We start from the raw sequence: 12,376 nt of genomic DNA on the forward strand, positions 1-12,376 counted from the left end.
GAACTCCTGAACTCCTTCTTCTAATGACCAATCACCAAATTATCGTTCCTTTAGATGTACCAGATTTAGGAAGTGCGATCGCTCTTGTGGATAAACTTCCTCAAGTCACTTTCTGGAAAGTCGGTTTAGAACTGTTTACCAGCACGGGTCCCACAATTCTCGAAATTCTCAAATCTCGCCAAAAACGCATTTTCCTAGATTTGAAATTTCACGATATCCCCAACACTGTTGCGGGTGCTTGTCGTGCTGCGGCTAGTTATGGAGTGGATTTATTGACAATTCACTCAACTAATGGTAAGGATGCCCTGAAAGCTGCCACCGAAGCGGTACAAGTAGGAGCAGAAAAAGCGGGTACAAAACCGCCCAAATTAATTGCTATTACTTTGTTAACCAGCATTTCAACCCGACAATTGGCGTTTGAATTAAAAATACCCATAGAATTGCCAGAATTTGCTTTACAAATGGCACTTTTAGCTCAAGAATCGGGTTTAGATGGGGCTGTGTGTTCACCCCAAGAAGTGGGACAATTACGGGAAAGTTGTGGAAATGACTTTTTGCTGGTTTGTCCTGGTGTGCGGCCAACCTGGGCTGAAAAAGGAGACCAAAAGCGATCGCTCACACCCTCTCAAGCTATCAAAGCCGGTGCAGATTATCTAGTCATTGGTCGTCCAATTACTGCTGCACCTCAGCCGGAGTTAGCTTGGCAGAAGATTACCGAAGAACTAAATGAAACCTATAACCCGACTGGGAATGAATTCCCAGTCTCATAGCAAAAGTCATCTAAAAGATGACTAAAAATGCGAAAAAATCCCCAGTTTACTTTAGTAAACTTTAGTTATTAGCCCGGAAATTCATTTCTGGGCGGGTGTGGAAGCCAACGGATAAAATATTTCTAGCTTAACCTCACACAAATGAGTAGTAATAAAGCCATTCTTATTATATCTACAATGTGCTGTGTATAGTCACTACTAAGGTGATTAGGAAATCAACTAATGATAAAATTTAGACACAAAGAGATTTTCAACTCTGTCACCTGTCACCTGTCACCTGTCACCTTTTGTAGCTGGTGGTTAGTAGCCTGTAGTTATTTGCTATTCGTTTCTCCTGCATTTTCCAAAACTCTCACTCCCAAAACTGCCAACCCAGAAATAGGTAATTCTTGTTCAGAGCAAAGTTTAGAAACTTTAACTACACAATTACTGTTAGATTTACCTAGCTACGCCAACCGTGTCGCCCAACGCTCTCGTCGTCTGAGTCGCAGTGTTGATATTTTCCCTTATGTATTGGTAGCTGGTAAACCGGAGTTTCAAGCTTTACCTTTAAATCCTGGCATTGATACCGCAAATAAATATGAATCAGAGGGAGTAGAACAAGTTTTCTTTACTACCTTTGAAAGACAGTATTTAAATAAAAAAGCTGTAGAATTACAACAATTTCACTGGTTGTTTTTGACAAAAACTAAAAATGGTTGGAATGTAGTCATGATGTTTAGTCGTACTGGTGAATATCCAGTTAAACCACCTGTTGCACCAGCGAAAGATAGTAGTAGTGGTGCGATCGCACAAGGTGTTAAACTTTGGTTACGGGATTGTCAAGCAGGAAGTGTGCGAAGGCGATAGTTAGAAATATAGCGGTATGAACTGGAATGAGATACATCATAGTCCCCTCCTCGCTTGCGGGGAGGGGGTTGGGGGTGGGGTTCTTGCATTTCACTCAACCGAAAATCGCTGTATAATTTTTATAAATATTTAATTTAAATGCCGTATCTAGCTAGAATTTTGCTATATCCAATTAAATCATTGGATGGTATTGAAGTAGAAAAAGCGACGATTTTACCCAGTGGCGCACTTCAGAATGACCGCGAATTTGCTATTGTTGACGTACAGGGTAAATTTGTCAATGGTAAACGCCATGCCAAAATACATTTATTGCGTTCAGAATTTTCTTTAAAAGAGAGAATTATCCACCTCAAATTTCCTGATAGCGACTCACCACAAACTTTTCATCTTGATAGAGAACAGCCAGAACTACAAGCAACATTAAGTAATTACTTCGGGTTTGCTGTCAAATTAACCCAAAACACCAACATGGGATTTCCTGATGATACAGACTCACCTGGTGCAACAGTAATTAGTACAGCAACATTAACAGAAACAGCTTCTTGGTTTCCTGGTATGAGTGTAGACGAAATGCGTCGTCGGATGCGTGCCAATATTGAAATTGATGGTGTCCCCGCATTTTGGGAAGATAAGCTGTATACTGCCAGTGGTGAAACCGTATCTTTTATAATAGGAGACGTGCAGTTTTTAGGAATTAACCCCTGTCAACGTTGCATAGTTCCTACAAGAGATTCTTCTTTAGGTGAAGCTTACCCAAACTTTCAAAAAATATTTGTGCAGAAACGCCAAGAAACTATACCCGCTTGGGTAGCGGTATCAAGATTTAATCATTTTTATAGATTGAGTGTCAATACAAAAGTAGCTAAATCAGAAGTTGGAAAAACCATAGAAATTGGCAATAATATCGAAATATCATCACAACCGATATAAAATCTCAACCTCCTCTTATCTTCCTCCTCTTTGCGCCTCTGCGCCTCTGCGTGAAAAAACTCCTCAACCCCATATCTCATCATACTTAGCCCTGACAGTAAAACCTGGATATCCTGATTCATATATAATATAGTAAATTACCAGCAGGAGTAAAAGTTATGACCATGAAAGAACTTATCCAAGCAGAAATTGACAAAATCCCAGAACAAGAACTTAATGAAGTTTATCAACTAATTAAAGATTTTACAGATAAAAAAAATAGCACCAAAAAGGGAATTTTATCTCAATTAAAACAGATAAAAATTCAAGGGCCTAGAGACTTTTCCGTGAATTTTGATAAATATTTATACCAGCAAGAATTAGATGAGCAATAATCGTTATTTTTTAGATACCTCATTTATTATTGCCATAATTAATGAAAGAGATCAATATCATCAAACAGCTAATGATTTAGCAAATTATTATGATGATTCATTTTTAGTCACTTCTGATGCAATTATATTAGAAATAGCTAATGGTTTAAGTCGTAATTATAAACAAGAAGCAACTCAATTAATAGAATATTTGTTAAATGCAGAAACAGTAGAAATTATCCATGTTACTCCAGAGTTATTTCATCAAGGATTTGATTTGTACAAAAATTTTCAAGATAAAGAATGGGGTTTAGTTGACTGCATTTCTTTTGTAATTATGAAAAATAAAAATATTACTCATACTTTAAGTTTTGATCATCATTTTCAGCAAGCTAGATTTTCGTTAGTAAAATAGGGTAGCTTGCTTCCTGAAGGGTATGAAGTGAAAACCAAGATATTCTTTGTCAGAATCAGGATATCCAGGATTTAAGGATTTACAGGATTTTTGTTTGAGCTTTAATCTCTTAAAATCAAGCATTTTTGAACATTCTGTAAATTATGATTATCAGGTAATTCTATCTTAAATTTCACAATTAATCATCAAATCAATATTTAAAATATGAGGCTCTTCGGTACTTTTTATGCTAAACTATTAAACATAATGCCAACTTAATAAGCATCTAATTCGGAAATTTTCAAAGTTTTTAAATCCATATCCCGAACGTTTTATTAGTTTAAGCTTGTTATTAATTCCTTCCACAGTACCACTGGTTGTCCTATTATCAAAGTAGGCTATAATTTCCTGATACCAACGAATAATAGTATTGTTGCTATTTGGGAAGTATTTTTAGCTCTCGATAACCACATACCTAATTTGAAAACTCCCGTATACCAATCTTGTGTAGTATTAAAATTTGCCTAATCTTTTCTTTAAATTCGTGCATTTCCTTCAAAATAGGCGAGACATTTTTAACTTGAATCAGTTTCTCTAATTGCTCTTGGGTTAACTTATCTTCATTTTTAAGTAAGGGATATTTACTATTCTTCAATCCAGCTAATATTTCTTCATATTTAGATTTTTCTGTTGTATTTGCTTTCTTGATTAAATCTTCAACTTTCCGTTTTTCCCTTTTTCTTTGTGTATCTAATTCTTTGTTAATCTGTGTCATTACATGAAATCTATCAGCTACTACTTGAGCATTTGGCATTAATTCTGTTACTAAAGTTTTATAGCCACTCCACAAATCTATACTGACTTCTTCTATATTTTCTAGAATCTCTGTCCCCCATCCCATAAGGGTTTTCCTGATTATTTCTTGTGTTCGTCCGCTTAAAATCGCAATTAGTTTGCTCTGATCTAAATCTACTAATACTGCACAGTAATTCCCATGTCCTTTCTTCAAAGCTATTTCATCAATTCCCAGTCTTTTTAGATTTATAGGTTTTAAATCTGGTAATTCTGATGATGCGTCTTTTAACATTCTTTCTATTTCGTCTTTTGTTACTATACCTTTTGCTGCTACACTATGAATGTCGTTTTCTAAAACTTCTTGTATTGTCTTATTTGCAAGGCGATTTGTAAAAGTTCTTTTCTTTTTAACAAAATCTAAATCTTCACTAAATGGTTTTTTACATTGTTCACATTTAAACTGTCGGCGATTAATTTCTAAAAATATTTCTTTTTCTCCAAAAGGGAGGTCTTTAATAATATGTCTATGATTTTGATGTAATTTATGGCTGGTTGTGCCACAATATGGGCAGGTAGCAAATGAATTTTCTTGTTCAATTTGTAAAATCATTCCAATTCCGGTATGAAGGCGATGTGATACAACTTTTACACCGCTTAAATCCAGAATTTCTGTTAGAATTTTAATACCTTTTTTGCCAGTCATAACTTTAAGTTTATCTAAAAATAATTTGGATTGCATTTATAGTTAATAATAAATGCTCTTTGTATGTCAACCCCTACAATACCTTTAGTCATTTATTGATACATTTTTTAATATTATTTAGTGAGTGTAGCTAATAGTTTGGCATAACAACTACCGAAGAACCAAATATGATACTTTAAAATAATATCCTTAAATCCTGTAAATCCTAATTCTGACAAATTAGATTCTAGTCCCTTCAAGCTAGGGAATAAATTCCTATTAGCCATCATTCCGTATCTCATCATACCTAGCTTTTACAGCTTGTATATCCTGCCACATCAACCATTTAGGTGAACCTTTTTCTTTAGAAGAGTTACGCAACAAATAAGCGGGGTGGAAAATTGGCATACATAAACGCCCTTCCCATTCCAACCATTGACCGCGAATTTTCGTAATTCCCTGCTTACTTCCTGTAATGCCTTTGACAGCAGTTGCACCAGTTAATAAGATAATTTGCGGGTCAACTAAACGAATTTGTTCTAATAAATAAGGTTTACAAGCTGCCATTTCATCAGGGGTAGGAACTCGATTTTCTGGTGGGCGGCATTTGTTTATATTACAAATATATACATCATTCTCTGTACTCAATTCTACAGATGCCAGGATTTTCTCTAATAATTGACCTGATTTACCCACAAATGGTAAACCGGTTTCGTCTTCGCTTTGCCCTGGTGCTTCTCCAATAATCATAATTTTGGCTTGGAGATTACCACGTCCTACCACAGCATGAGTGCGATTTTCACCCAACCCACAACGACTGCAATTGTTACAGTGCTGTGCTAAGTCCGTCATACTGGCATAAGTACCGGACGGAATCGGAATTTTCGCGTCTGTGGGAATCAAATCTTTTTGGTTAAAGCTTGATTCATTAAAGAGACTCAGTTGGGTGTCGCTGCTCATGAAAATAGAGGTTTTCGCTAGGATATTTCTTTAAAGTAGACGTTTGTTGAATAAAGCAATTTGTTTGAATTCCATTGTATCAAGTAATTGTTGTTAAGGATTCAGAATCCAGAATGTTTGATATAGCAAGCAGGTCTTAACTCTTAACAGAAGAGAAAAATATTCTTCATCCTTCCTTTTTTCTAACTCCGAACTTCTAACTCCTGACTCCGAACTCCTAACTCCGAACTCCTAAATTACAATGCTTCTGGTGGAGAAATATCCGAGACAACACAAACCCCATTAGTACTAGACTTAAGACCTGGTTTAAAATTCGCTTCAGTCTTTTGAGTTGATTGGCATAGTGATGAAGATGTAGGAACAATCACTTGAGAATTTTGCACAGTGTCATTGTTTGTTTGCTGAGAAACTAAAGATAATCCCCCCAAAGCGCTTGCCACAAGGGCTGCGTAGCCTACATATAGATGTATGGGACGGATTTCTACATTTAATTTTCCAGAGTAATTTTGGGACTGATACCAAGAGGGCAAAACTGATTTTGTCTGATTGGGTATAGGTAAAGTATTAGCTAACATTGTGCCATTTAAACCTAATGCATTGCCCATAACGCGGATAAAACCACGAATCAAAACATCTTCCGGTAATGACTCTAAATCAGCATTCTCGACTGCTTGCATCTGATGAACTGATATATGAGTGTAAATATTAAGTTTTTGCAGAGTCAGACCTTGAAACTCGCGTGCTTGCTTAAGTTGTTGCCCGATTTGACGCAGATTTTCTAACCGCTGTTCTGCGGCTAGTTGTGCGGCTAGTTCACTTTTGGAAAGTTTTTGATGTTGCCGAAACCATCTGTTTGGTGTTTTGGTTTTGTCTTCTATGGTCTTATTTGCTACTACATCAGGTTGAGATTTAGTTGTAGATGATAAATTACTGGGAGTATTCTCAACCAAACTGGATGTAATAATTTTTGAATTTTGCGGTGAATTACTAGATGGTTCTAAATCTACATTTGGTAACTCAGTGTTATCTATTTTGGGATGGGTATCTATAACCATCTCATGTTTTTTTGCGAACTGCTTGAATGCTAAACTAATTGCTTCTCTACCGACAGCCTTGAATAAATTTGTTGCTTGTTCATCGGATGAACCAAGCAATTTCTGTACATTAGCGACAGCAAGGCGATATACTTTACCACGATGTAGTTCAGATTCTATCTCTCTGAGTAGCGATCGCAATTCGTCTTTACTAATTTGAACGGTAGAACTACCAGGAATGCTGAAGAAATACGCAGATGCCATAGTCATGATCTAAGTCCCTCCGGGTGCTAGGGGAAACAGTGGTTTGACCTGAGTAATTTCTTCTGTAATTAATTGCGACATCCGGAGTCCTGAGTATCATTTTTGATTATTTTTAGCCAAGACTCATAATTATTACTAGCAATATCTTCTTAACAAGCACAAATAGACCAATCATATGAAAAGAACAATGTAACTATTTCTACTGGTAGCGGCAGATAAATAATCCTTGCAATAGAGGTAATAAGTAATTTTTTTAGTTACAATATATATTCTGTATATTTATTTTTCAATTATCAGAGTAAGGATAAATACAGTTATACTTTTTAACTGTGTGGGTTCGATATTTTGGGTTGAGAATTTACTTTGAGTACCAAAATGATTGTTAATGAATTTAAACTATACATTGAATTTATATACAAATAGTTTACGTATTTACTCCAGAGGTGATGACAGTGACTGTTTTAAATGAGGCACAACAAGAACGGCTAAAAGAAATAACTGCCAATTTACGACACATTAGACAAGAAAAATCTATCCGATTAGAAGAAATTGCTGCTCAAACCCATATTCGACTATTTTTTTTACGAGCTTTAGAAGAATGGAAATTTGAGGAGTTACCGGAGCCTATTTTTGTACAAGGATTTATTCGTCGCTATGCGGATAATTTAGGACTAGATGGGACTGTGATCGCAAATAGTTTTCCTATTGATGTTGTACCTCTAGAATTTAATCATTCAACTACAAAATCAAAATTATATATACCACTTTTTGTTCCTTATATTTTTTTATTAATAGCTGCTTCTGTTGGACTATTTTATTTACTCAAACCTAAACTTTCAGGTACATCATTAGCTAAAACGCAAGACCCCATACTTAGCGTTCAACAGGAAATACTACCATCTCCAGGTCAAAGTATTTCTGCACCTCAACCATCTCCGATTATTAAGTCTACTCCTTACGCAACAACACCTTTAACTAGTCAGTCTAACCCTTCTACAAATGTGGCTATTACTTTGGAACTGAAAGGACTATCGTGGTTGCAAGTAAAAGCTGATGGCAAAACTGCATTTGAGGGAACTTTAAGTAAGGGGGAGAGCAAAACTTGGACAGCTAAAAAATCTTTGACTATACGCTCTGGTAATGCAGGTGCGGTTTTGGTATCTGTCAATGAAGAACAACCTAAACCATTAGGAAATGAGGGTCAAGTTAAGGAGGTTACATATACTAATTAATAATTCGTAATTCGTAATTCGTAATTCGTAATTCGTAATTCGTAATTCGTAATTCGTAATTTGTAATTCGTAATTTGTAATTTGTAATTCGTAATTTGTAATTTGTAATTAGGAGTCGCTGATAGCGTAGCGTAAGCTATAAAAGTCTTTTGGTTAGGACTAGGAGTCAGGAGGAAGAATTAGAAGAATAGTCTTGAATCTGAGTTTTTGGTAGTTTCAACGCTTATTCCTTGCACCTGATTCACCTTTATGAATTAATTACGAATTACGAATTATCAATTACGAATTATCAAGCTATTTTCGCTGTTTTAAGATGCCAATTAGTTGATTGCTCATAGGCATAAGCTATTTGTAAAAGTTGATCTTCTCGCAGCACTTTACCAATTAACTGTAATCCAATTGGTAGACCTTTGCTGTCAAAACCACAAGGTACACTGATACCTGGTAAACCTGCAAGATTGACGGGAATAGTCATTAAGTCATTTAAATACATACTCAAGGGATCGGTAATTTTTTCGCCGGCTTGAAATGCTGTAGTGGGAGCAGTGGGAGAGACTAAAACATCAACTTGCTGAAAGGCTTTTTCAAAGTCTTCTTTAATCAGTGTGCGGACTTTTTGCGCTTGTAGATAATATGCGTCGTAATAACCGGCGCTAAGAGCATAAGTACCAATCATAATCCGACGTTTGACTTCTGTACCAAATCCGGTGGAGCGTGTACGGGTGTACATGGAAAGCAGGTTGTCTGCATCTGGAGAACGCAAGCCGTATTTAACGCCGTCGTAACGAGCTAGATTGGCTGATGCTTCGGAGGGAGCGATTATGTAGTAACTGGGTACACCATAACGGAAGCGGGGACAGGAAATGTAGTGAATTTCTGCACCTAAAGCTTCTAGTTGTGCGATCGCGCCTTTTACTGCTGATTCTACTTCAGAATCTAAACCTTCCCCAAAAGTTTCCTTAATTACACCGATTTTCAGTTTTTTTCCAGCTGGTAAATCGGGAGTTAAGCTGGCTGCGTAATCGGGAATTTCTACATTTAAGCTGGTTGCATCTTGGGCATCATATCCTGCGATCGCACTCAACAATATAGCCGCATCTTCAACAGTACGAGCAAAGGGGCCAATTTGATCCAAAGATGAAGCATAAGCCACCAACCCATAACGGGAAACTAACCCATAAGTCGGTTTCATCCCCACCACACCGCAAAAAGAAGCCGGTTGACGAATCGAACCCCCCGTATCCGAACCCAGAGATACAACGCATTCCTCAGCCGCTACAGCCGCAGCCGAACCACCAGAAGAACCACCAGGAACCCGCGAAATATCCCAAGGATTAGCCGTAACTTGATAAGCCGAGTTTTCAGTGGAACTCCCCATTGCAAACTCATCTAAATTGGTTTTCCCAACCATCACAGCCCCAGCAGTTGCCAGTTTTTGCGTTACCGTTGATTCGTAAGGTGGGATAAAATTTTCTAAAATTTTAGAGCCGCAAGTGGTGCGAATACCCTTGGTACACATATTGTCTTTGATACCAATGGGAATCCCTGCTAAGATGCCAATTTCTTCCCCAGCAGCGATTTTTGCATCCACAGCACGAGCCTGTTCTAGAGCTTGTTGTGCCGTTACAATTAAGAAACTGTGCAATTTCGGCTCTAAGGCTTGAATGCGATCTAAAGCTTCTTGGGTGATTTCAACAGCAGAACGTTCTTTGTTTACTAGCTGTGCGTGCAACTCGCGGATGGATGCCATAATTTTTCTCTTTATTAATCAAGTCATTGATTTTAGCATTTACAGGACTGGGGATGGTGTTTTCTTGGTTGGTGGAATTATTGCACGCAGAGACGCGGAGGCGCGGAGAGAGGTTTGAGAGCAGTTTAATAAAGTAAACCTATGTCTCTTCTGGTTAATTATAGAGACGGCAATTTATAGGGTCTGATGCCTTAACTCCTGAATCCGTTTTGAAAAACTTCAAAGTTTCAATTTCTGACTACTCAAAGACATCTGTTGACGTTCGGAAACCAATTTCAATTCTTCTTGGTGTTGCCAAGCCCACTCTGCCAAACCTGCAATCGGTTCAATCAACTTTTCACCAAAGGGAGTCAGGTTATATTCCACTTTGGGCGGCACAATTGGATACACAGTTCGATTAACAACACCAGCGGACTCCAACCTTCTTAAGGTTTGTGTCAGCATTTTTTTTGATATTCCAGGAATTTGACGTTGAAAATCGGTATATCGCTTAGTACCAGAAGATAGAAGATAAAGTACTGGCGGGGTCCATTTATCTCCTAGCAAATCCAGCATCTGTCGCATAGGACAGTCTGCGCCTAAGATTATTTGCTCATTGTTGGGAACCATGAGGTAACTATATCACCAGAAAGTTCCTTCTTGTAAAGAAGAATCCAAATAAGGCACACTGCTTTAGTTAGCGAAAATGGAGAGATTTGGATGAAACCGTTAGAAAACAAAGTGGCCCTTGTTACTGGTGGTACTTCTGGAATTGGACGGACTACTGCGATCGCTTTTGCTCATGCAGGTGCCAAAGTTGTTGTAGTCGGACGACGAGAGGAAGAAGGCAGTGAAACCGTCAACTTGATTCATCAGGCAGGAAGTGAGGGTTTATTTGTGAAAGCTGATGTCTCTCAAGAAGCAGATATAAAAGCAACCATTGCTGCTGTTGTCGATAAGTTCGGTAGGCTTGATATCGCCTTTAATAATGCGGGGTTACTGGGTGAAAATGCCTTGCTGGCAGAGCAAACAGAGCAAACTTATGACCGGGTTTTTGGAGTGAATGTCAAGGGAGTTTTTCTGTGTATGAAGCATGAAATTACCCAGATGTTGGCTCAAGGTAATGGTGGAGCAATTGTCAATACATCCTCCATCAATGGTTTTCGTCCTTTAGCTCCTGGCTTATCGATTTATGATGCATCTAAAACAGCTGTGGTGATGCTGACAAAAGCCGCAGCCCTAGAATATGCCTCACAAAAAATTCGGATAAATGCGATCGCACCAGGGCCAATTGAAACGGAAATGCTCAGTCAGGCAACTGGCGGTAATACCAAAGCTTTTGAGAATTTTGTTCCCGCCGGACGTTTGGGTAAACCCGATGACATTGCTAATGCTGTGATCTGGTTGTCTTCGGATGCTACCAATTTTGTTAATGGACATACCCTGGTTGTTGATGGCGGATTACTGGCGGCGTGATCACTGCTTTACTCGCTGAATGTGGGTTTTCGTAAAAACAATAGATGCAGGAGCAATCATGAGTCAACTAGAGAACAAAGTTGCATTAATTCTTGGTGGTGCAGGCAATGTAGGAGAAGGCATTGTAAGAGCATTTCTCAAAGCAGGTGCCATAGTAGTTGTGCCGTCCCGTAAAGTCGAAAAACTAGAAGAACTACGCACTTATTTAGGTGAACTTGCACAAGGCGATCGCTTTATTCCCATTGTGGGAGAAATTGGTCAAATTGATAGTGCCGAAAGTATTCGTGACCAACTGCTTAAACAATTTGGAAGGCTTGATGCTGTGGTTGCTTCCCTTGGCGGCTGGTGGTTTGGTAACAGACCTTTGACTGAAGTCTTAATCGCAGAATGGCAACAATATTTAGATAGTAATTTAACGAGTCACTTCATCGCTGCCCGTACCTTTCTACCTATTCTTCAAGAACGCAAAGGTGCTAGCTATACCTTGATTGGAGGAGCCGCAGCCGAAGTACCGATTCCCAATGTCAGCCCTGTGAGCATTTCTGCTGCTGGACAGTTGATGTTAGCTCAGGTATTGATGCAAGAAAATAAAGGTAGTAGTATCCGAATTAATGAAGTCATTGTTCATAGCTGGGTGGCAACTCGCAGCAGTGAAGAGCGCAGTCAACCTACCTGGATTACTGCTGATGACATTGGCGAATTTACAGCTTGGCTTGCTTCTGACGCAGCATCTATGGTGAATAGTAGTCTCCTACGCTTGTATGAAAAGCCTGTAACTTAACGATAAAGTTGCACCTAGAGTGGCTACTCTACTTATATACACTGGGGTATGAGTAGCATTCGCGCAGAAAACTGGGTTAAGAGATATTACATGAGTAAGCCAAACATTTTTAGAAGCTGAAGCCCTT

At 38.2% G+C, this 12,376-nt stretch carries 12 protein-coding genes and 1 pseudogene; 8 read left to right on the forward strand and 5 right to left on the reverse strand.

What is annotated here, in order from left to right; all coding sequences use genetic code 11:
• Positions 1-23: 23 nt before the first annotated feature.
• The 5 genes from pyrF to ACOWPH_RS09140 all read left to right on the forward strand — a co-directional run bounded on the left by pyrF (position 24) and on the right by ACOWPH_RS09140 (position 3,317).
• Positions 24-770, forward strand: a complete 747-nt coding sequence (gene pyrF, locus ACOWPH_RS09120) for an orotidine-5'-phosphate decarboxylase (protein ID WP_015215075.1) — start codon at positions 24-26, stop codon at positions 768-770.
• A gap of 222 nt (positions 771-992) precedes the next feature.
• Positions 993-1,619 (forward strand): hypothetical protein, encoded by a 627-nt coding sequence (locus ACOWPH_RS09125; protein WP_015215076.1) that lies wholly within the window; start codon positions 993-995, stop codon positions 1,617-1,619.
• A gap of 138 nt (positions 1,620-1,757) precedes the next feature.
• Positions 1,758-2,549, forward strand: coding sequence for an MOSC domain-containing protein (locus tag ACOWPH_RS09130; protein WP_015215077.1), 792 nt, complete (start codon positions 1,758-1,760; stop codon positions 2,547-2,549).
• 158 nt (positions 2,550-2,707) lie between these two features.
• A complete protein-coding gene (locus ACOWPH_RS09135; protein ID WP_096713139.1) occupies positions 2,708-2,923 on the forward strand; it encodes a hypothetical protein in 216 nt (71 codons plus the stop codon).
• A complete protein-coding gene (locus ACOWPH_RS09140) occupies positions 2,913-3,317 on the forward strand; it encodes a type II toxin-antitoxin system VapC family toxin (RefSeq protein WP_015215078.1) in 405 nt (134 codons plus the stop codon). The genes ACOWPH_RS09135 and ACOWPH_RS09140 overlap by 11 nt, the downstream gene beginning before the upstream one ends.
• A 237-nt stretch (positions 3,318-3,554) precedes the next feature.
• Here ACOWPH_RS09140 and ACOWPH_RS09145 read toward each other — a convergent pair.
• The 3 genes and pseudogenes from ACOWPH_RS09145 to ACOWPH_RS09155 all read right to left on the reverse strand — a co-directional run bounded on the left by ACOWPH_RS09145 (position 3,555) and on the right by ACOWPH_RS09155 (position 7,037).
• Positions 3,555-4,794 (reverse strand): annotated as a pseudogene (locus tag ACOWPH_RS09145) (ISL3 family transposase).
• 258 nt (positions 4,795-5,052) lie between these two features.
• Positions 5,053-5,733: a uracil-DNA glycosylase gene (locus ACOWPH_RS09150; protein ID WP_015215080.1), complete on the reverse strand. Its 681-nt coding sequence runs from the start codon at positions 5,731-5,733 to the stop codon at positions 5,053-5,055.
• 236 nt (positions 5,734-5,969) lie between these two features.
• A complete protein-coding gene (locus tag ACOWPH_RS09155) occupies positions 5,970-7,037 on the reverse strand; it encodes a helix-turn-helix domain-containing protein (protein ID WP_015215081.1) in 1,068 nt (355 codons plus the stop codon).
• A 440-nt stretch (positions 7,038-7,477) separates the two neighbouring features.
• Between ACOWPH_RS09155 and ACOWPH_RS09160 the strand changes: the two genes are divergently transcribed.
• Complete coding sequence (locus tag ACOWPH_RS09160; protein WP_015215082.1) at positions 7,478-8,263, forward strand: helix-turn-helix domain-containing protein; 786 nt, start codon at positions 7,478-7,480, stop codon at positions 8,261-8,263.
• 289 nt (positions 8,264-8,552) lie between these two features.
• Here the strand turns inward: ACOWPH_RS09160 and gatA are convergent, their stop codons facing one another.
• A complete protein-coding gene (gene gatA, locus ACOWPH_RS09165; protein ID WP_015215083.1) occupies positions 8,553-10,013 on the reverse strand; it encodes an Asp-tRNA(Asn)/Glu-tRNA(Gln) amidotransferase subunit GatA in 1,461 nt (486 codons plus the stop codon).
• Positions 10,014-10,232: 219 nt separating this feature from the next.
• On the reverse strand, positions 10,233-10,622 hold the full coding sequence (locus ACOWPH_RS09170; RefSeq protein WP_015215084.1) for a winged helix-turn-helix transcriptional regulator: 390 nt from the start codon (positions 10,620-10,622) through the stop codon (positions 10,233-10,235).
• A gap of 90 nt (positions 10,623-10,712) precedes the next feature.
• Between ACOWPH_RS09170 and ACOWPH_RS09175 the strand changes: the two genes are divergently transcribed.
• Positions 10,713-11,468, forward strand: coding sequence for a glucose 1-dehydrogenase (locus ACOWPH_RS09175; protein WP_015215085.1), 756 nt, complete (start codon positions 10,713-10,715; stop codon positions 11,466-11,468).
• A 58-nt stretch (positions 11,469-11,526) separates the two neighbouring features.
• The gene (locus ACOWPH_RS09180; RefSeq protein ID WP_015215086.1) at positions 11,527-12,249 is read left to right on the forward strand and encodes an SDR family NAD(P)-dependent oxidoreductase; all 723 of its coding nucleotides are present in this window, start codon (positions 11,527-11,529) and stop codon (positions 12,247-12,249) included.
• Positions 12,250-12,376 lie beyond the last annotated feature (127 nt).

Origin of the sequence: Anabaena sp. PCC 7938 (assembly GCF_049315035.1) — a bacterium.
GTDB lineage: Bacteria > Cyanobacteriota > Cyanobacteriia > Cyanobacteriales > Nostocaceae > Anabaena > Anabaena cylindrica.

Excerpts from the sequence above, each read along its gene's own strand:
- pyrF (WP_015215075.1), top strand. The coding sequence starts at position 24 with ATGACCAATCACCAAATTATCGTTCCTTTAGATGTACCAGATTTAGGA.
- ACOWPH_RS09125 (WP_015215076.1), top strand. The coding sequence starts at position 993 with ATGATAAAATTTAGACACAAAGAGATTTTCAACTCTGTCACCTGTCAC.
- ACOWPH_RS09130 (WP_015215077.1), top strand. The coding sequence starts at position 1,758 with ATGCCGTATCTAGCTAGAATTTTGCTATATCCAATTAAATCATTGGAT.
- ACOWPH_RS09135 (WP_096713139.1), top strand. The coding sequence starts at position 2,708 with ATGACCATGAAAGAACTTATCCAAGCAGAAATTGACAAAATCCCAGAA.
- ACOWPH_RS09140 (WP_015215078.1), top strand. The coding sequence starts at position 2,913 with ATGAGCAATAATCGTTATTTTTTAGATACCTCATTTATTATTGCCATA.
- ACOWPH_RS09150 (WP_015215080.1), bottom strand. The coding sequence starts at position 5,733 with ATGAGCAGCGACACCCAACTGAGTCTCTTTAATGAATCAAGCTTTAAC.
- ACOWPH_RS09155 (WP_015215081.1), bottom strand. The coding sequence starts at position 7,037 with ATGACTATGGCATCTGCGTATTTCTTCAGCATTCCTGGTAGTTCTACC.
- ACOWPH_RS09160 (WP_015215082.1), top strand. The coding sequence starts at position 7,478 with ATGACAGTGACTGTTTTAAATGAGGCACAACAAGAACGGCTAAAAGAA.
- gatA (WP_015215083.1), bottom strand. The coding sequence starts at position 10,013 with ATGGCATCCATCCGCGAGTTGCACGCACAGCTAGTAAACAAAGAACGT.
- ACOWPH_RS09170 (WP_015215084.1), bottom strand. The coding sequence starts at position 10,622 with ATGGTTCCCAACAATGAGCAAATAATCTTAGGCGCAGACTGTCCTATG.
- ACOWPH_RS09175 (WP_015215085.1), top strand. The coding sequence starts at position 10,713 with ATGAAACCGTTAGAAAACAAAGTGGCCCTTGTTACTGGTGGTACTTCT.
- ACOWPH_RS09180 (WP_015215086.1), top strand. The coding sequence starts at position 11,527 with ATGAGTCAACTAGAGAACAAAGTTGCATTAATTCTTGGTGGTGCAGGC.